Source organism: Megasphaera jansseni, from assembly GCF_047974155.1.
Lineage (GTDB): Bacteria > Bacillota > Negativicutes > Veillonellales > Megasphaeraceae > Megasphaera.
The window spans coordinates 1-19,336 of sequence record NZ_JBHYRR010000037.1; the positions used below are offsets into that span (position 1 = coordinate 1).

At 52.8% G+C, this 19,336-nt stretch carries 15 protein-coding genes; all 15 read right to left on the minus strand.

All coding sequences use genetic code 11. The annotated features are described in order from the left end of the window. Positions 1-176: 176 nt before the first annotated feature. The gene (gene pta, locus ACE418_RS11920; protein WP_416450815.1) at positions 177-2,621 is read right to left on the minus strand and encodes a phosphate acetyltransferase; all 2,445 of its coding nucleotides are present in this window, start codon (positions 2,619-2,621) and stop codon (positions 177-179) included. Positions 2,622-2,884: 263 nt separating this feature from the next. Then, positions 2,885-4,714, minus strand: coding sequence for a glutamine--fructose-6-phosphate transaminase (isomerizing) (gene glmS, locus ACE418_RS11925; protein ID WP_416450816.1), 1,830 nt, complete (start codon positions 4,712-4,714; stop codon positions 2,885-2,887). Positions 4,715-4,991: 277 nt separating this feature from the next. Beyond that, positions 4,992-6,347, minus strand: a complete 1,356-nt coding sequence (glmM, locus tag ACE418_RS11930) for a phosphoglucosamine mutase (protein ID WP_416450817.1) — start codon at positions 6,345-6,347, stop codon at positions 4,992-4,994. After that, positions 6,348-7,952 carry an NAD(P)/FAD-dependent oxidoreductase gene (locus tag ACE418_RS11935; protein WP_416450818.1) on the minus strand — a complete coding sequence of 535 codons (1,605 nt, stop codon included), beginning with the start codon at positions 7,950-7,952 and terminating at the stop codon, positions 6,348-6,350. A gap of 14 nt (positions 7,953-7,966) precedes the next feature. Continuing rightward, the gene (locus tag ACE418_RS11940) at positions 7,967-8,872 is read right to left on the minus strand and encodes a CdaR family protein (RefSeq protein WP_416450820.1); all 906 of its coding nucleotides are present in this window, start codon (positions 8,870-8,872) and stop codon (positions 7,967-7,969) included. A 3-nt stretch (positions 8,873-8,875) separates the two neighbouring features. After that, a complete protein-coding gene (gene cdaA / locus ACE418_RS11945; protein ID WP_416450822.1) occupies positions 8,876-9,688 on the minus strand; it encodes a diadenylate cyclase CdaA in 813 nt (270 codons plus the stop codon). Positions 9,689-9,859: 171 nt separating this feature from the next. Continuing rightward, a complete protein-coding gene (locus tag ACE418_RS11950) occupies positions 9,860-10,336 on the minus strand; it encodes an RrF2 family transcriptional regulator (protein ID WP_416450823.1) in 477 nt (158 codons plus the stop codon). A 216-nt stretch (positions 10,337-10,552) separates the two neighbouring features. After that, entirely contained in the window at positions 10,553-11,542 is a 990-nt protein-coding gene (locus tag ACE418_RS11955) for an inorganic phosphate transporter (protein WP_416450825.1), read from the minus strand. After that, positions 11,535-12,164, minus strand: a complete 630-nt coding sequence (locus ACE418_RS11960) for a DUF47 domain-containing protein (protein ID WP_298590933.1) — start codon at positions 12,162-12,164, stop codon at positions 11,535-11,537. The genes ACE418_RS11955 and ACE418_RS11960 overlap by 8 nt, the downstream gene beginning before the upstream one ends. A 223-nt stretch (positions 12,165-12,387) precedes the next feature. Further along, on the minus strand, positions 12,388-13,164 hold the full coding sequence (locus ACE418_RS11965; protein ID WP_416450828.1) for a LytR/AlgR family response regulator transcription factor: 777 nt from the start codon (positions 13,162-13,164) through the stop codon (positions 12,388-12,390). A 289-nt stretch (positions 13,165-13,453) separates the two neighbouring features. Continuing rightward, entirely contained in the window at positions 13,454-14,413 is a 960-nt protein-coding gene (locus ACE418_RS11970; protein WP_416450830.1) for a 5-bromo-4-chloroindolyl phosphate hydrolysis family protein, read from the minus strand. A gap of 247 nt (positions 14,414-14,660) precedes the next feature. Beyond that, a complete protein-coding gene (tpiA, locus tag ACE418_RS11975) occupies positions 14,661-15,422 on the minus strand; it encodes a triose-phosphate isomerase (protein ID WP_298588381.1) in 762 nt (253 codons plus the stop codon). A gap of 29 nt (positions 15,423-15,451) precedes the next feature. Beyond that, positions 15,452-16,633: a phosphoglycerate kinase gene (locus tag ACE418_RS11980; protein WP_416450831.1), complete on the minus strand. Its 1,182-nt coding sequence runs from the start codon at positions 16,631-16,633 to the stop codon at positions 15,452-15,454. Between the two features lie 18 nt (positions 16,634-16,651). Beyond that, a complete protein-coding gene (locus ACE418_RS11985; RefSeq protein ID WP_416450833.1) occupies positions 16,652-17,674 on the minus strand; it encodes a sugar-binding transcriptional regulator in 1,023 nt (340 codons plus the stop codon). Between the two features lie 43 nt (positions 17,675-17,717). Continuing rightward, on the minus strand, positions 17,718-19,241 hold the full coding sequence (gpmI, locus tag ACE418_RS11990; protein ID WP_416450835.1) for a 2,3-bisphosphoglycerate-independent phosphoglycerate mutase: 1,524 nt from the start codon (positions 19,239-19,241) through the stop codon (positions 17,718-17,720). Positions 19,242-19,336: the final 95 nt, after the last annotated feature.

A 19,336-nucleotide genomic window follows, 5' to 3' on the forward strand; every position in this document is an offset into this window, starting at 1 on the left:
GCAAACTACAAACTCTGTGCTACAAACTATAAAGTAAACGGGGCATCACATGATGGCAGAAACCTTCGTGCGACAGCGCCTTTTTTAGCAGTCATCTGTAGCTGACTGAGAGGTTTAACCTCTCCGGCCCTTCGGGCCACCTCTCCTAACAGGAGAGGCACGAGCCACTAATCACGTCAATGGCTAACCTCCGGTTGTACTTTATCTTCTTTCCCCAGCATGTAATGCTTGTTAATATACTGCGTGTGCAACAGGGATTCTGACAAATCACTGAGCGGTTCACCCAGGAACTTGGCATACAGGGTCTGGATTTCCGGGTTTTCCCAGCTGGCACGGATCTGATTCAATGCATCCAGTCCGTAAAGCGATTCGATGCGGGCGCGTTTGGCCGGGATTTCCTGAGGCAGTTTCGTCCTCGGCTGACCCCCGCCGCCGATGCAGCCGCCCGGGCAGGCCATGACTTCGATGAAAGCGTATTTCTTCCACGAATGCTTTTCTTCCATAAGGTTGATGAAGCGCCGGGCATTGGCCAGGCCGCTGATGGCGACGACGCGGATGATGTCGTTGTCCAAGGTCAGAGCCGCTTCCTTGACGCCTTCCAGGCCGCGGACTGCTTCAAAGTGTAGGAATTCTTCATCGGCCGGTTTGCCCGTCTGCAAATAGACCAGCGTTCGCAAGGCCGATTCCATGACACCGCCGCTGTTGCCGAAAATCGTACCGCCGCCGGAGGACTGTCCGAAGATGGGGTCATATTCCGAATCTGGCAGGCTGTTGAAGTCGATTTGGGCATCTTTGATCCATTTCGCCAATTCCCGCGTGGTAATACAGTAGTCCGTATCACGGATTTCCGGTTTCTTCCAGTAACGGCCGGCCGCATTCCGTTCCGGCCGGGCGATTTCAGCTTTCTTCGACGTACACGGTGTAACGCAGACCGTCACGATGTCAGCCGGATCGATTTTCATGCGTTTGGCAAAATAGGTCTTGATCATGGGGCTGAGCATACTGATAGGGCTCTTGGCCGTCGACAGATGGGGAATCAGTTCAGGGAAGAAGATTTCCGTAAATTCGACCCACGACGGACAGCAGCTGGTAAACTGTGGCAGGAGCTCTTTCTTATTATGCATGCGATACAGGAGTTCCGATGCTTCTTCCATAATGGTCAGATCGGCGCCGAAATTCGTATCGAAGACGTAATCCCCACCAAGGGCCCGCAGAGCAGCAATCATCTTGCCTTGGACGACGGAGCCGAAAGGCAGGCCGAATTCGTCGCCGAGAGCAACGCGGACAGCCGGTGCCGTCTGGAAGATGACGACTTTCTTGGGATCGTCAATGGCCTTCTGGATGGCATCGCGCTGGGATACGGTCGTCGTCGCACCGAACATGCAGGTCAGGGAACACTGGCCGCAGTGGACGCAGATGGGCACGTCGCCCGTACTTTCCAGGGAATAATACCCCGTCATGGACATGACATCGGCACAACGCCGGCGGCAGAGGGTACAGTTCTTGCACTTTGTCGGGTCGAACTGAATCGAAATATTGCGGTTTTCGACAGCGACACGGCGGTCGAGTTTTTCAAAGCGGCTGGTAAAGGCAATATCGCGCTTCTTTTCAGCCTGCATGTAAATGGCATCGCTGCAGCAAATGGCGATGACGTCGGTAATATCTTCCGGCGTACAGCCGCGGGACAAATCCATGACCGGCTTGGCCAGGCCCTGGAGGAGCGGTCCCAGGGCCGTAGCCCCGGCCAGATGTTCCAGGACTTTATAGCAGATATTGCCGGAAACGAGATTCGGGAAAACGAGGACATTGGCCTGACCGGCTACGGTCGAACCCGGCGCTTTCTGGCGGGCAATGCGCGGTACCAGCGCAGCGTCGGCCTGCATTTCGCCGTCGAATTCAAAATCGACGTTACGGTCCCGCAGCAGGCGGACCGCTTCGCGAACGCGGTCGACTTCTTCGCCGGCACCGCTGCCCATGGTCGAATACGATAAGAGTGCTACTTTCGGATCGAGCATCTGCGCCGTCCGGCGGGCCCGTTCGACACAGCTGACAGCGATATCGGCCAGCTGCTGTGGCGTCGGTTCGATGACGACACTGCAGTCACCGACGACGAAGATACCGTCGTCGCCGAACTGTGGCTTATCTGTAATCATGATGAAGGAACTGCTGACCGTCGACAGGCCGGGATGAGGACCGATGACCTGCAGGGCCGCCCGGATGACTTCTGACGACGTAGCAACCGCACCGGCGACCATACCGTCGGCAATGTCAAAGGCGACCAGACAGGCTGCAAAGAAAATATAATTTTCTGACAAGACTTTCCGGGCTTCTTCCAGGCTCATGCCCTTCTTGGCCCGCCGTTTGGCATAATATTCGCAGAATTTATCCATCATAGGGTACGTTTCGGGATCGATGATTTCAATACCATCCATATCGATCTGGTATTCCGAAGCGACTTCGACGATACTCTGAGGACGACCGATGAGGATAGGCCGGGCAAAACCTTCGGCCTGGACCCGTTCGGCAGCCTGCAGGACACGGCGGCTTTCCGATTCCGGCAGGACGATTTTCTTCTGTTCTTTGGCAACGCGGCGTTTCAGGTTATTGATAAAGCGTGACATAAGACAACACCTCACATTTATCTACAATCATCACAGACATTTTGTTAAGTATAGTATACGGCAAAACGAAGACGGCCGCCTCTTTTCCATGACGAAAGGAGATATTACTCTGCCGAACGGAGAATAGCAGGGACAAAAAAAGAGGCTGTCGCATTAAGACAGCCTCTTTTTACGTTGATCGTAGGTCGTTCATCGTTTGTCGTATGGGATTAAAAATATCAATCCATCGCGATGAACGATGAACTACGAACGAACAACGGCTCTTATTCTACGGTAACGCTCTTGGCCAGGTTACGCGGTTTATCTACGTCATTGCCGCGGCTGACGGCGATGTAATAGGCCAGCAGCTGCAAGGGGATGATGGCCAGGATAGGAACGACGAAATCATCCGATGCCGGGACTTTGATCAAATCATCGACGGTCTTGCCGACTTCCGTATCGCCCTCCTGGACGACGCCGACGACATAGGCATCGCGGGCTTTGACTTCCTTGATGTTGCTGATCATCTTTTCTTCGACTTCCAGCTGGGTAGCCAGGGCGATGACGGGGACACCGGCTTCGATGAGGGACAACGTACCGTGTTTCAGTTCACCGCCGGCGTAGGATTCTGCATGGATATAGGAGATTTCCTTCAATTTCAGGGCGCCTTCCATAGCCAGGCCGTAGTCCATGGAGCGGCCGATGAAGAAGACGTCTTCTTTATCTTTAAAGCCATCGCAGAGACCTTTGATGAAGTCGACCTGGTCGAAGATAGCCTGGCACTGATCCGGCAGTTTTGCCAAATCAGACAGGATCTTTTCTTCCCGGTCTGTGGGCAGGTTCCCGTTCAAGCGGCCCATGTACAGGGACAAGAGCAGGAGCGTGACCAGCTGCGTCGTATAGGCCTTGGTCGAAGCAACGGCGATTTCCGGGCCGGCCCAAGTATAAGCGACCTGGTCAGCTTCACGGGAAATAGACGAGCCGACGACGTTGGTGACGGCCAGGGAACGGGCGCCACGGCGTTTAGCTTCTTTCAGGGCAGCCAGGGTATCGATGGTTTCCCCGGACTGGCTGATGACGATGCAAAGGGTCTTGCTGTCCGTCAAAGGATCGCGGTAACGGTATTCCGAAGCGATATCGACTTCGACAGGGATGCGGGCCAGTTTTTCAATGAAATACTTGGCCAAAAGACCGGCATGGTATGCCGTACCGCAGGCCGTGATCAGGATCTTACCGATGGATTTGACATCTTCCGGCGTCCAGTTCAGTTCTTCAAAATGGACATGCTTGCCATCTTTGGTGATGCGGCAGCTCATGGTATCCTTGATAGCCTTCGGCTGTTCGTAGATTTCCTTGAGCATGAAATGTTCAAAGCCGCCTTTTTCGGCTGCTTCGGCATCCCAATTGACTTCAAAGACTTTCTTGGAAATGGGCTTGCCTTCGAGGTCCGTGACCCAGACATTATCCTTCATGACGATGGCGATTTCCCCATCGTTCATGATATAGGTCTTGCGGGTATAGCTGAGGATGGCCGGGATATCCGAGGCAATGTAGTTTTCGCCTTTGCCGAGGCCGACGATGAGGGGGTTATCTTTCTTGCTGCAAATGACCTTATCCGGTTCGAATTTGCACATGAAGACTAACGAATAGGAGCCGCGCAGACGGGCCAGGACCTTGCGGACCGTGCTGGTGAAATCCCCGTCATACATGTCGGCGCACAGGTGCGCAACGACTTCCGTATCCGTTTCCGACTTGAAGTGATACCCTTTCTTGAGGAGTTCATCCTTCAATTCCATGTAGTTTTCGATGATGCCGTTATGGACGATGGCGAAATTGCCCTTTTCATCCGTATGGGGATGGGCGTTGACGTCCGACGGGCCGCCGTGTGTCGCCCAGCGGGTGTGGCCGATGCCGACAGTACCTACGACAGGATTAGCCTTGACTTCTTCAGCCAGATTGACCAGACGGCCTGCTTTTTTGCGGACAGCAATGGCACCGTCGTGATAGACGGCGATACCGGCTGAGTCATAACCACGATATTCCAGTTTTGCCAGTCCATCCATCAAAAAATCTGCTGCTTCTCTGTCTCCGATGTAACCTACAATACCACACATAGTTATATCCTCCTGATATGAAAATGTTCCTTCTTATGACGAACTTGTCGACGACGTTACCATCGTGTTTTTCCGCCATATAACGGCTGAAGCTGCCGAGAGACATCCGCTGATCATTTCGATACTTCTCTACCTCGTCTGCCTGAATCCATCAGGCACTAGCGCTATCCATTATATCGTCAAGGATTTCCAGACGCCTGCAAAAAAAAAATGCAGGAACGGGGTTCTAAGAACTCCATTCCCACACTTTAATATATTTGCAAGGTTTTGTCAATACCTACTTGGACGGTCCCATTTCGTGTTCGACGACGACGGCGATGTCATCGACGATACGTTCGAGCTGATCCAGGTCCGGTCCTTCTGCCATGACGCGGATCAAGGGTTCTGTCCCCGACGGGCGGACGAGGATGCGGCCTTCATCGCCCAATTCTTCTTCGCCAGCCGAAATAGCGGCCATGATGAGGTTGTTGTCTTCCCATCCCGATTTCGTCTGAACGCGAACATTTTTCAAAATCTGCGGATAACGTGTCATGAGACCGGCCAATTCCGACAAGGGCTTCTGCTGCTGTTTCATGATGCTCAGCAGCTGGACAGCGGTGAGCAGGCCGTCACCGGTCGTATTGTAGTCGAGGAAGATGATATGGCCCGATTGTTCGCCACCGAGGGAATAACCGTCTTTGCGCATCTTTTCCAGGACATAGCGGTCGCCGACAGCTGTAATTTCCGTCTTGCAGCCCATTTCCTTCAGGGCCTTGTGGAAGCCGATGTTGCTCATGACCGTTCCGACGACGGTATTCTGTTTGAGCCGGCCTTCGGCCTTCAATTTCAAGGCACAGAGGAGCATGATCTGGTCGCCATCCATTTCCTGGCCCTTTTCATCGACAGCCAGGCAGCGGTCGGCATCGCCGTCGTTGGCAATCCCTACATCGGCTCCATATTTGAGAACCGTTTCCTTTAAGCTTTCCAAATGAGTCGAACCACAGTGGTCATTGATGTTGATGCCATTCGGTTCATGATGGATGGCAATGACTTCCGCACCGAGGCGTTTGAGGATTTCCGGCCCCAAAACCGAAGCGGACCCATTGGCCCCGTCATGGACGACTTTCAGGCCCGATAAGTCGACATCCGTCGATTTGCAGATGAAATCAGCATATTCCTGCTGCAAATCAGTCCACGTCGAAATCGTACCGATAGCGGCTCCGGTCGGACGGCTCTGGAGGGCAGCCCGTTCATCTTTGAGCATATATTCTTCGATTTTGTCTTCCGTTTCATCCGGCAGCTTATAGCCAAAGCCGTCGAAGAACTTGATACCGTTGTATTCAAAGGGATTGTGCGACGCCGAAATCATGACGCCGGCATCCATATGATGGGTCCGCGTCAGGTAGGCAATGGCCGGAGTCGGAATGACGCCTACCATGTAGCAGTCCCCACCGGCCGAAGCAATACCGGCGGCCAGGATATCTGCCAGCATAGTGCCGGAACGGCGGGTATCCCGACCGATGAGAAAGGTCGGGTGTTCTTTGTTCTGCCCAAAAATGTAGGCAGCTGCCCTGCCCAAATGATATGCCAATTCCGGTGTCAGCGAATCATTGGCAATACCTCGTACTCCATCAGTTCCAAACAATCTAGCCATTTACTTTACCTCCAAAGGTTGATATTTACGGATGATTTCAATCGCCGTTTCCAGGCCATCCAAAAAAGCGCTCATAATGCCGCCGGCATAGCCAGCCCCTTCCCCGACAGGATAGAGGCCAGACGCCCCCAGGGCCATGCGGTCTTCACCGCGGACGATGCGTACTGGGGCGCTGGTACGGGTCTCGACGCCAGTCATGACGACATCGTCATCGTCAAAGCCGTGGATCCGCCGCCCAAAATAAGGCAGGGCCTGCTCCAGTGTCGTCGTGACGAACCCCGGCAGGACGGCATGCAGATCCGTCCAGGTCACGCCGGGACGGTAAGAATGGATGGGCCCTTCCTGCGGTGCACCAGGACGATTGAGGAAAGACCCGACCGTCTGAGCCGGCGCATGATAATTGCTGCCGCCAGCCTGATAGGCCAGGGCTTCATAGCGGCGCTGGAATTCGATGCCTGCCAGGGGACTGTCGCCACCCATGTCGTCAGCTGTGACGTTGACGACGACAGCGCTGTTGGCGATGCCGCTGTCACGCCGGTACAGGCTCATGCCATTGGTAACGACCCGCCCTTCTTCCGAAGCGGCTCCGACGACGACGCCGCCGGGACACATGCAGAAAGAATAGCACGACCGCCCTTCCGGGCTGTGATAGACCAGGGCGTAGTCCGCCGGTTCCAGGTCGAGATCCGCTGCCGGGCAGCCATATTGGGCCCGGTCGATGACATCCTGGGAATGTTCGATACGTACGCCGACGGCAAAAGGCTTCTTTTCCAGGGTTATGCCCTGGTCATGAAGCATGTAATACGTATCGCGGGCACTATGGCCGATGCCCATGATGACCAGTTCTGCCGAATACTCATCGCAGCCGTTGACGGTCACCGATGTGATACGTCCGCCGGCGTCGCGGTGGATAGCCGTGACACAGCTGGAGAAATGAACTTCGCCGCCCTGAGCCTCGATGGTATGGCGCATATTCTTGACGACGCGGCGCAGGACATCGGTCCCGACATGGGGATTATAGGCGTACAGGATGTCTTCCGGCGCACCGGCATCGACAAAGGTCTGCAAGATATGCCGCAGCAGCGGATGATTGACGCGGGTCGTCAATTTCCCATCGGAAAAGGTACCGGCCCCGCCTTCACCGAACTGGACATTCGACGAGGCCTTGAAGGGGCCGCCGCGCCAAAAAGTTTCGACGTCTTTCGTACGGGTATCGACGTCGCAGCCCCGTTCAAAAACGATGGGCGCATAGCCATGCTCTGCCAGTGCCAGGGCCGCAGCCAGTCCGGACGGCCCGGTCCCGATGACGATGGGCCGGTGGGCCAGAGGCCGTGTACCGGGCCGGATATCCGGAGCCGGCGTCTCAGCCAGCTGGCGGACATCCTTATTATCACGACAGCGCTTCCAAACGCGGCTCTCATCGACGAATTCAACATCGACAGTAAAAACAAAATAAATCCGCGGTTTCCGCCGGGCATCGATGGAGCGGCGGACAATGGTAAGGCGGGAAATATCGCTGCGGCTGCAGCGGAGCTTCTTGGCGACTAACGCGTCCAAAGGCTTTTTCATAGGCACAGCCGTGCGGATATTCAATACTCTAAGCACAATCTTCTCCCTTTCTACTCATCTTTCTTAATATGCAGTGTGGCATCGACTTCATCAGGATCCATGACGACGCCATCGACAGGCGGAATCAGCACTTTCCAGGTCTTTTCTTCCGTCATGTTTTCCACATCGATATCTGGCAAGTCAATGGAGCTGATATTTTTCAGCGTATCGGCTTCCCCGCGGATCTGGACCGACATCGGCTGGACCGTAACAGTCTTCCAGGCCGTCTGGCCGGTGACGTTCAGGTTGAGGGGTACCGTCTTGGACGTAGCATCATGGCCAATGGACACTTTGACATTGCTCTGCCAGGGCGTCATTTCCAGCCCTTCGACAGGCGTACCATCAGTTTGATACAAGTGAATCGGCGCCATAATAGCAAAGTCGCCATTGCGCTGATTGACTGGAATATCTACGACAGCCTGGCTGACGTGCTGGATGAGGCGGCGTGCCCCGCTGACAACGACTTTTTCCGGTACGATTTTCAAATCGCTGATGAAGTCCTTATCATCCAGCTTGCCGACGACATGCGGCGTCAACTTGAATTCTTTGACCGTATAGACATCGACAGTGATTTTCGTCGACGTCAAGCTCTGCTTCTTCAGCTTTGTCCCACTGGGGATCTCGATATGGATTGGGACTTCGACTTCCCCTTCCTGGACACTGGACAAGTCGATATAGGCCTTGATATCCGACGGCCCGACGTTGATGATCGTATTACGTGGTCCCGACAGGCGGACATAGACCGTCTTGGGCACATTGGACGTAATATACTGGGAGTCAAGGTTCTCTACGGTAATCGGCACGGTGTAACTGCCTTCACTTAGCGGGTTCTGTTCGTCAATGATGACGAACCACAAAACGATAGCCAAGAGAAGGCAGACGATTTTAAGCTGCCAGTTTTTATCAATCTTGTTCATAAGCTAAGGCCTCCATTTAAAAATATTGGCCAGGCCCTGAGGCGTCCGGTTCAAGAACGTCTTCAAGACATTGCGCAAGGCATTGCCATCGAGGTGACGATAAATATGGCCGCCATAGGTATAGGAAATGGAGCCCGTTTCTTCGCTGACGACGACGACGACGGCATCAGCCAGTTCACTGATACCGATAGCCGCACGGTGCCGCGTCCCCAATTCTGTCGACAGCGACCGGTCCGACGTCAGCGGCAGCAGACAGCCGGCAGCCATGATCCGGTTTTCCCGGATGATGACGGCGCCATCGTGGAGCGGCGTGTTGGGAATGAAGATATTCCCCAACAATTCCCGCGACACCAGGCCGTCGATGGCAATGCCCGTGTCGATATAATCATTGAGACCTACTTCGCGTTCAAAGACGATGAGCGCCCCTGTATGGGTTTTCGACAAAGCTTCACTGATAGCTACGATTTCATCGATGAGCCGCTCCAGTTCTTCCATACTGATGACCTGGCCAGAACGAAAGAAACGGCCCCGGCCGATTTGTTCCAGAGCCCGCCGCAATTCCGGCTGAAAGACGACAGGCAGGGCGACGAGGATGACCGTCATCCCCTGCTGCAGCATCCAATTGATGACGTGCAGGTCGAGGACCTTGCTGACGACTGTGACCACGCCCAGGACCAACAGGCCCTTGATCAAGGCCACCGCCCGGGTATTGCGGATGAGGATGAACAATTTATAGAGGACAAAAGCAACGAGCAGAATATCCAATATATCGAGCAGCCGGAAGCTGCTGATGAAACCTTGAAGAGGTAGGTACATAGGGCTTCACTCCACACAACGAGAATAAAAATAAAATAGGTATCCTTATTTTACAATATTTTGGGCATAAAAAAAAGGGCTTGTCGTCGGTGACAAGCCCTTTTTAGTGGCTAGTGGCTAGCGGAGGGTTTTAAATTTAAAGCCCTCTTCTACAAACTATGAACTACAGACTTACTTATCCGCAGCTGTTTTCTTTTCATTCAGCTGCGCTTCTGCTTCGTGGACCATGCGGAGGTTCGCTTCCTGTTTAGCCAGTGTCTCGAAGTTGATGGACTTCAGACGGGCTGACAGTTCGCGCTGGATGTCGGCAAAGGCGGCATAAATGGAACACATGCCGCTGCAGCCACGGCTGCACGAACCGATATCGTGGAGGCAGCGCTGCAGCTCCGTCTGCCCTTCGACGGCATCGATGATGTCAAAAAGAGTGATATCCTTAGGAGCCCGCTTTAAGGCAAAACCGCCTTCGACGCCACGATAAGACTTCATGATGCCGGCCTTGGTGAGACTGCGCATGATTTTCAATAAAAAACGTTCCGGTATATTCTGTTTTTCAGCCAGCGCCGCGCCGGTAATCTTCGTACCTTCCGGGAGAGACGCCAAATAGAGGACCATGCGGAAGGCATAGTCCGTAGCCTGATTCAATCTCATATTTCTACCCCCTTGTCGTCTATATCTAGTATTATACAATAAAAGACAAAAAAAGTATAGTTTCACTTCTGTAACCCCGGTCTCTAAAAGTATATCTATAATATACTTTTAGGTATATATCTTCAAAAGAAAAAGGCGCTGTCACAGGAAGACAGCGCTTTTTTTAGTGGTTAGTGGTTAGTGGCTAGTTTCACAAACTAAACCTCAAACATAGTCTTAAAGAAAATCGATAATTTTGAAAATGATTGCCGACATAACGGCACTGACGGGGATCGTGACGACCCAGGCGACGAGCATACTGCGGGCGACCCCCCAATGGACAGCACGGACGCGTTCAGCTGAGCCGATACCCATGATAGAGCCCGATACGACGTGAGTCGTACTGACGGGCAGATGGAGGAAAGTCGCCGTAAAGATGACGATGGACGAGTTCAAGTCAGCCGCAAAGCCATTGATGGATTCCATCTTGAAAATCTTCGTCCCCATGGTGGAGATGATGCGCCAGCCGCCGGCCGAGGTCCCCAGGGCCATAGACGTGGCGCAGGCCATTTTGACCCAAATCGGGATTTCCATGGTTTCAATATAGCCGCCAGACAAAAGAGCCAGAGCGATGATCCCCATGGCTTTCTGAGCATCGTTGGAGCCATGAGAAAAAGCCATCAGGCTCGCCGACAAAAGCTGCATCTTGCGGAACTGCCGGTTCAAAGCCAGCGGTGAATATTTACGGACGATCCAGAGAATGCCGATCATGACGAAATAGCCCGTAATCAAGGCGACGACAGGCGATAGGATCAAGGACAAGATGATCTTGCCGATGCCTCCCATATCGAGGGCTGCCGGACCGACACTGATACAGACGGCACCGATGACGCCGCCGATGAGGGAATGAGACGAACTGCTCGGAATACGGTAATACCAGGTGAGGACATTCCAGATAATCGAGCCGATGAGGGCAGCTACAATGACTTCCAGGCTGATTTCAGCCGGATTAAGAACTAAATCGCCGCCAATAGTCTTGGCGACGCCCGTACTGATCATGGCCCCGGCAAAATTCAGGCACGCTGCCATCATGATGGCATGACGCGGCGTAATAGCCCGCGTCGATACACTGGTCGCGATAGCATTGGCCGTATCGTGGAAGCCATTGATATAATCAAAGAGGACGGCCAGCAATACGATGGCCCATATTAACCAATGCTCAGGCATATTTCAATACAACCCTTCTGAACGTAACGACTAAATCTTCACAATCATCGGTGACGTCTTCGACAGACTGAAGGATTTCCTTCCATTTGATGATTTCGATGGGGTCCTTGCAGTTCTTGAACAAGTTCGCCATTTCTTCATGATACAAATCGTCGCAGTCCTGTTCCAATTTCAACACTTTCTTGCTCCGCGCTTCGACTTTGAGGTAATTCTTCTTGAGGTCCTTCATGTAGCCGATGGATTTGCGGATTTCTTTCATGGCCTTGGCCGTAATGGTCGCCATCTGCTTGGCCCCATCCGTAGCTTCACCGACTTGATACATGCACATTTTATCCATGATTTCACTGATGTTGTCGATAGCCGCATCGAGCTGGTCGATCAACTGCTGGATATCTTCCCGGTCCATAGGCGTAATGAACGTCTTTTGCAGGCGCTTCATCGTTTCCATGACCAGCGCATCGGCCTGGTCAGCCAGGGCGTCGATTTTTTCTAACGCCGTTTCTTTTGCGACTTCGCCGTTAATAGCCTGGCTCAGCAATTCAGCCGCTTCATAGCTCAATGTCGCATGCTGGTCCAATAAGGAAAAGAATTTTTCTTCCTTGGGCTTTAAGTGAAATGCCATAATCATCGATCTCCTTAACGAAAAGATAAGAATAAGCCTTTATCAAAATTTACACGATTCTTTCATATTCTTTACAAGGCTTTACTTTGAATTATATCATATGGCTTGTCATTATTCTATAACAACCAGGCATTTTTTCTCCCTCATCCTGCAATCTATGCATTATCAAAATGCTGTCATCTGCAGCGGATTCTCAAAGCCTCTCTTAGAGTCTGCCCTGAGCTTATAAGTCGACGTACTGCCGAAGTTTCTTGACATACGACCGGCCGATGGGTACGGGCTGATCTTCCATTCCTTTCAGGATAAGAACGTATTGATGATTAAACCACGGTTCAATCTGCTGAACTTCATCGATATTGACGATGTAGTTGCGATGACAGCGGAAAAATACGTCTTCAGGCAATCTCTTTTCAAATTGGACCAGACTGAGGTGGCTGGGATAGGTCCGGCCTGACAAAGTAACTAAATAGACCTTGCGCTTTTCCGCATAGACCAGGCGGATATCCTCCGTCGCGATGAGTTTGATTTTATCGCCTTCGTCGACGGAAAATCGCCGAGCATAACTAGGCCGTTCGCCACCATCGGCAGCCGTCAGAGAAGTGTCTTCCTGTGAAGGGGCTTCTTTTTTTGCATAGACGGCGCAAAACTTTTCGACAACCCGCCGGACTTCGCCTTCCGTAACCGGCTTGACCAAATAATCGAGGACATTGAGACGCAGCGTCTGAGAAATGAAATCGCGTTTCCCCGTGACAAAGACGATGGCCGGATGAGGCCCCTTTTCCGCTTCGATCTGCTTGGCAATGGTCATGCCGCTGACCCGCGGCATTTCCAACGTCAGAAAGACGATATCCGGCTGATGGGCTGCCAGACAGGCCATGGCCGCTTCTCCTTCATAGCATATCGCTTTTACCTCGATAGCTGGTTTCCCCTGCTGTAACAGCTTTTTCAACTGCGCCGCCATTAACGGTTCGTGATCAATAATTACGGCTTTTGCCCCCATGTCAACACCTCGTTTTCGTGATTTTTACCTTCATTATACCACAAACTGAGTTACAGCTAGTAGGAATGAAGCCTGTAAAAAGACAACCTCAAATCACCTATCTTTTAATACATATATTAAAGAACTGGACAAATGCTGCAAAGACACAAAGGACTGTGGAATGCCGAAGCTGAAAAGATGATTCTCAAACACTTCAACGTAGAAATCTAAGAAAGCGCATTACAAATAAAGTGAAACACGAGTATAATACTCATGAGTATTATACTCGTGTTTCACTTTATTTATGGAGTTAAGCGCCGTATTTATGCAAATAATCGGCGTAGTAAAATTCATCGGTCGTCATGTTGAAGTAGCGGATGCCTTCGCGCAGGCCCAGGAAGCCTGGGATGAGGGTCCAGCAGAAGAGGGCATAGATGCCCCCACGGACAGGGCGTTTCAAATAGAAGTAATGTATGCCAAAGGAGCCCAGGAAGAAGGCCAGGGCAGCTGTGATCAGACGCTCTTCGTTGATTTTATGGCGCAGTTCCGGCGTAATCGACGAAAAAGTCCCGTCTGTATAGGCATCGAAGCGGTCGGCGGCTTTCTGCTTCCACTGAGCCAGGGAGCCTTTCAAGGACGACGGTTTCTTCCTCCGTACGGCCGCTTCCGGGTCGTACAATCCCTGGTCAGACAAGTTCTGAGCCATGACCGTCGTTTCTCCGTCAATGGTCACTAATTCCGCTTCCATGACCTGCGTGAACTGTTCTTCATAAGCCTGGTCGAGCTGGCTGAGCAGGGTCTTGAGCTTGTTCTGGGTGTTGACCACTTTATCTGTCTTGACGCCCGTCGCTGCCAGTTTCTTATATTTATGGACCATGTAGACGGCCCGGTCCTGATAGTAATCGATGAAGTGTTCTGCCAGTCCGATCCGTTCGGGATACTGCTGTAAATAGTAGAGGAAATTGCGGGCAATATGCTGCATATTGGCTACGGTCCGGCACAAGTCCGGGTCGGTCAGCCCCAAACGTTCGGCTTCCATGCGGTTGAAGTCGCTGACGGCCTTTTCAAAGGCCGCCTGGTCGCGGCTGGCTCCTCTCCCCTTGCTGCCGGACCATTTCAACGAGAGCTTGTGCGGCTGCCGTTCCAGGCGATACAGGATGTACAGCGACAGGATAACGCCGATGACACCGACAGGATGGTTATAAAAGAACCAGGCACCGCCGCCGATGAGCAGGCAGAAAAAAGAAAGGACGTATAAAATATATTTCATCGAATTCCTCCTCCATCTCATTGCCTTTATTGTAACAAATGTGAGGAGATATGGCAAAAGGACCTGCCGCAAAAGCGACAGGTCCTTTTCTGTAGGGGCGACCACGTGGGGCGCCCGCTCCGGTGTATGTACAATTTCCCGGCCAGTCTGCTAGAAAAATCATCCAAATCCATAACGGGTCGCCCACGTGGCGCCCCCTACGAGCCACGAACCACGAGCCACTAGCCACTAGCCACTAGCCACTAGCCTATTTTACAACGGCATTGTTGATGATGGCGAGGAAGTCGTCGGCTTTGAGGCTGGCGCCGCCTACGAGGCCGCCGTCGATGTCGGCAGAGCCCGTGAGTTCAGCGACGTTGCCGCCTTTGACGCTGCCGCCGTAGAGGATGGAAACGTCTTCTGCCGTAGCTGCGTCATAGAGGGCAGCCAGTTTCTTGCGGATGATAGCGCAGACTTCTTCTGCCTGAGCAGCGCTGGCCGTCTTGCCCGTGCCGATAGCCCAGATCGGTTCATAAGCGATGACGACTTTCTTAACGTCAGCAGCTGTCAAGCCTTCCAGTGCTTTTTCAATCTGGCCTTCAATCCAGGACTGCATGATACCCTGTTCGCGCTGTTCCAATGTTTCGCCACAGCAAACAATCGGTGTCAGGTTATGAGCCAGTGCGGCTTTGGTCTTCTTATTGACCGTTTCATCCGTTTCATTGAAGTACGTACGGCGTTCGGAATGGCCGAGGATAACATGAGTGACACCGATGTCGACGAGCATAGCCGGCGAAACTTCACCGGTAAAAGCGCCTTTTTCTTCCCAGTGCATGTTCTGGGCAGCGACGTGGATCGGCGTGCCTTTGGTCATTTCGACAGCCATGGGCAGGTACGGGAAGACCGGAGCGATGATGACTTCCGGTTTTACGTCCTGCGGGACTTTGGCGACGAGGCCCTGGATGGTTTCTTTCGCATCGGCACCGAGATGATTCATTTTCCAGTTGCCGGCAATGATAGTTTTACGCATAATGAATTTCCTCCTTTAAAGGTGAATGATTATTTATCGCTCAAGGATACGACACCCGGGAGCTGTTTACCTTCGAGATATTCCAGGGAAGCGCCGCCGCCCGTGGAGATGTGGCTGATCTTATCGGCCAGGCCGGTCTTGTTGACAGCCGAAACGGAGTCACCGCCGCCGACGATGGAAACGGCGTCGGAATCAGCAACGGCCTTAGCGACAGCTTCGGTACCTTTTGCATAATTTTCCATTTCAAATACGCCCATAGGACCATTCCAGACGATGAGTTTCATCGGAGCCAATTCTTTTGCAAACAGTTCCTGTGTCTTCGTGCCGACATCGAGGATCATCCAATCAGCCGGGACTGCATCGACGGAAACGACTTTGTGTTCTGCATCGTTCTTAAATTCAGCAGCGACCATGACATCGACCGGCAGGAGCAATTTCGTACCCTGTTCCTTAGCCTGATTGATGAGCTGTTTTGCCAAGTCGATTTTATCTGTTTCGACGAGGGATTTGCCAATGCCGTAACCCTGGGCAGCCAGGAAGGTATTAGCCATGCCGCCGCCAATGATCATGAGATCGACTTTCGGCAGGAGGTTGGAAATAACTTCGATTTTGTCGGAAACTTTAGCGCCGCCGATGATAGCTGCGAAAGGATGTGCCGGATTATCGACAGCTCCACCGATGAAGCGGATTTCTTTTTCCAGGAGGAAACCAGCAGCCATGGGCAGGAATTTCGTGATGCCAGCGACCGAAGCATGAGCGCGGTGGCAGCAGCCGAAAGCGTCGTTGATGCCGACTTCAGCTAAAGAAGCGAGCTGACGGGCAAAATCTTCACCGTTCTTTTCTTCTTCTTTATGGAAGCGGAGGTTTTCCAGGAGCAGGACTTCACCCGGTTTGAGGGCGTCAGCCATAGCTTTCGTTTCTGCACCGACGCAGTCCGGAGCGAATTTGACATCAATGCCGAGGAGTTCCGACAAGCGTTTAGCGACCGGTTTCAAAGAATATTTTTCGACAACCTGTCCCTTCGGACGGCCGAGATGGCTGGCCAGAATGACAGCCGCATGATGGTCGAGCAGGTATTTGATGGTCGGCAGCGTTTTCTGGATGCGCGTATCATCCGTGATGTTGCAGTTTTCATCAAGGGGGACGTTGAAGTCAGCGCGGACAAAGACGCGTTTGTTTTCGACATTTACATCGGTAATCGTTTTTTTCATGAAAATTTCCTCCTCTAATTAAAGCAGTTGTATGATTTTTTCAGCCGCGCCTTCGTCTGTGACCAGCGTGCCCGTATGGCAGGCCCGCATGACGCCGACAATAGCTTCTGCCTTGCTGGCGCCACCGGCTACGGCGATGACGTGCGGATGATATTTGATTTCTCGCAATGAAATCCCTACATTATTCGTACCATATAAGATTTTTCCATCGAGGCCGCAATAACAGCCCAGGGATTCTCCACAAGCGCCGAGGCTGTGCAGGGCATCGCGCTGGAGCGTCGTCATGCCCCGTTTGCGTGCCATGCGGTCGGCCCGGCCGATACCAAAGATGACGACCTGGGCCCTGGCGGTCATGGCCACGTTTTCCTGGGTCTGGCGGTCCGCTTTGAGCATCATCTGCAGGGCGGAGTCGCTCAGCCCTTCCGGAATGTGGATCATGCGGTACGAACTGTGGGTTTTCGCCGCAACATTGGCGGCAATATAGTTAGCTTGGACTTCGACGTGGTTCCCCATGCTGCCACGAGCCGGCAAGATAGTCACATTGGCCAGACATTCCGGCAGCATACGGGCCACTTCGGCCATGGTCGAACCGCCGCTGATGGCGACGGTATCGACACTGCCAAAGAGGTCGTTCAACAACAGGGCACCGCGGCGGCCCAATTCTTCTTTCGCTGTCTTATCGCTGTCACTGTCACCGGGAACGATGTAGACATTCTTCAGACCCAGCTTCTGACGAATCTGGCGCTGCATGTCATCCAAATTGTTCAGGCGCAGGAAGCATTCCAACAGATCCGGCATGAGCCGTTTGCCTTCCGGTTCCATGGCAATGCCCAGCGTCGTAAAGCGGACGATACCGCTGCGGCGCAGGACGTCGACGTGCGAGCGGACGACGCGTTCCGACAGGCCCGAAAGGCCTGCCAGCGTCCGGCGTCCGACGGGCTCGGCGTCGGCGATGTGCCTCAGCAGCAGATAACGTTCTTTAATTGTTCCCATGACATCGGGAGCTATTTTTTGAAAGATACTCAATGTATCTTGTTCCATCTTACTCTCTCCCTTCACGATGCGATAGAACAACAGAGTATAATCACTGATTCAGCAGGCATTTGCCTGTCATATCGGCAGGAATGTCCATCCCGGCCAGCGTCAGCATGGTCGGAGCTACATCGGCCAGGATGCCGTCGTGCAGGTGTTCCCCTTTATGTTCTTCACTGACCAGGATGCACGGTACATGATTGGTCGTATGGGCCGTATATGGGCATCCCGTATCGGGATCGGCCATCTGTTCCGCATTGCCATGATCGGCGATGATCAAGAGCTGTCCCTGAACCGGTTTCAATGCTTCGACGATTTTGCCGACGCAGGTATCGACTGTTTCGACAGCCTTGACAGCTGCTTCAAAGACACCCGTATGGCCGACCATATCGGCATTGGCGAAATTGAGCATAATCATGTCATATTTAGCAGCCTTAATCTGTTCGATGACTTTTTCTGTAACAATCGGTGCATTCATTTCCGGCTGCAAATCGTAAGTCGCTACTTTCGGCGACGGTACGAGGATGCGGTCTTCACCGGGATTCGGTTCTTCTTCGCCGCCGTTGAAGAAATACGTGACGTGTGCGTATTTTTCCGTTTCGGCAATGCGCAGCTGGGTCTTGCCAGCTTTAGCCAGGACTTCACCCAAGGTATTGGGGATGCGTTCTTTATCATACACGACGTGTACTGGAAGATCGTCTTCATAGCGGGTCATAGTGGCGAAATACGTGTCCAGTTTTTTCGGACGCGGGAAGCCGTCGAAATCAGGGACGACGAAAGCCGTCGTCAGCTGACGGGCCCGGTCCGGACGGAAATTGAAGAAGACGACGCTGTCTCCATCCTGGACGGGATGTTTATGGATGACTGTCGGGATGACGAATTCGTCGGAAACATCCGCTGCATAGGAATGTTCCAGGCAGGTCTGAGCATCCGGTTCCTGCGGGCCTTCGCCAAGAGCGACGGCATCATAGGCTTTTTCGACGCGTTCCCAGCGTTTGTCGCGGTCCATGGCATAGTAGCGGCCGCTGATGGTAGCGATTTCGCCAACGCCGAGTTCTGCGCACTTGTCTTCCAGTTCCTTGAGGTATTCGCCAGCACTGCGGGGCAGTACATCACGGCCGTCGAGGAAAGCATGGATGTAGACTTTCTTCAAGCCATAGCGCTTGGCCATTTCCAAAAGACCATAGAGATGCTGTTCACTGCTGTGGACGCCGCCAGGCGATACCAGGCCCAGCAGGTGGAGGGCCGAGCCTTTTTCCTTGACGTTTTCCATGGCACCGACGAGAGCCGGTTTCTGGAAGAAAGCTCCGTCTTTGATATCCTTGGTGATCTTGGTCAACGCCTGGTACACAATACGTCCCGCACCGATATTAAGATGGCCCACCTCAGAGTTGCCAATCTGGCCGTCAGGCAGACCGACGTCTTCGCCCGATGCGCCGAGATACGAATGAGGATATTCTTTCCAAAGTTTCGGCAAAACCTTGAGGTCTGCCTGGGCTACGGCGTTATCTTTGGTGATGTTGCTGCAGCCAAAACCATCCATGATGACCAGCATTACAGGTTTCTTTTTCGTCATTACAGTTTTTGACTCCTTTTATGATTGATGAGAAAGTAAAAAGGGGCCGTCATGCGACGGCCCCTTTAGGGTTCAATCTGATTTGTAACGGGAGG

Bases quoted from the DNA above. Each gene is read 5' to 3' on its own strand.
- ACE418_RS11970 (WP_416450830.1), bottom strand. From the start codon at position 14,413: ATGAAATATATTTTATACGTCCTTTCTTTTTTCTGCCTGCTCATCGGC.
- ACE418_RS11965 (WP_416450828.1), bottom strand. From the start codon at position 13,164: ATGGGGGCAAAAGCCGTAATTATTGATCACGAACCGTTAATGGCGGCG.
- tpiA (WP_298588381.1), bottom strand. From the start codon at position 15,422: ATGCGTAAAACTATCATTGCCGGCAACTGGAAAATGAATCATCTCGGT.
- gpmI (WP_416450835.1), bottom strand. From the start codon at position 19,241: ATGACGAAAAAGAAACCTGTAATGCTGGTCATCATGGATGGTTTTGGC.
- ACE418_RS11940 (WP_416450820.1), bottom strand. From the start codon at position 8,872: ATGAACAAGATTGATAAAAACTGGCAGCTTAAAATCGTCTGCCTTCTC.
- ACE418_RS11960 (WP_298590933.1), bottom strand. From the start codon at position 12,164: ATGGCATTTCACTTAAAGCCCAAGGAAGAAAAATTCTTTTCCTTATTG.
- cdaA (WP_416450822.1), bottom strand. From the start codon at position 9,688: ATGTACCTACCTCTTCAAGGTTTCATCAGCAGCTTCCGGCTGCTCGAT.
- ACE418_RS11985 (WP_416450833.1), bottom strand. From the start codon at position 17,674: ATGGAACAAGATACATTGAGTATCTTTCAAAAAATAGCTCCCGATGTC.
- pta (WP_416450815.1), bottom strand. From the start codon at position 2,621: ATGTCACGCTTTATCAATAACCTGAAACGCCGCGTTGCCAAAGAACAG.
- glmS (WP_416450816.1), bottom strand. From the start codon at position 4,714: ATGTGTGGTATTGTAGGTTACATCGGAGACAGAGAAGCAGCAGATTTT.
- ACE418_RS11950 (WP_416450823.1), bottom strand. From the start codon at position 10,336: ATGAGATTGAATCAGGCTACGGACTATGCCTTCCGCATGGTCCTCTAT.
- glmM (WP_416450817.1), bottom strand. From the start codon at position 6,347: ATGGCTAGATTGTTTGGAACTGATGGAGTACGAGGTATTGCCAATGAT.
- ACE418_RS11980 (WP_416450831.1), bottom strand. From the start codon at position 16,633: ATGAAAAAAACGATTACCGATGTAAATGTCGAAAACAAACGCGTCTTT.
- ACE418_RS11955 (WP_416450825.1), bottom strand. From the start codon at position 11,542: ATGCCTGAGCATTGGTTAATATGGGCCATCGTATTGCTGGCCGTCCTC.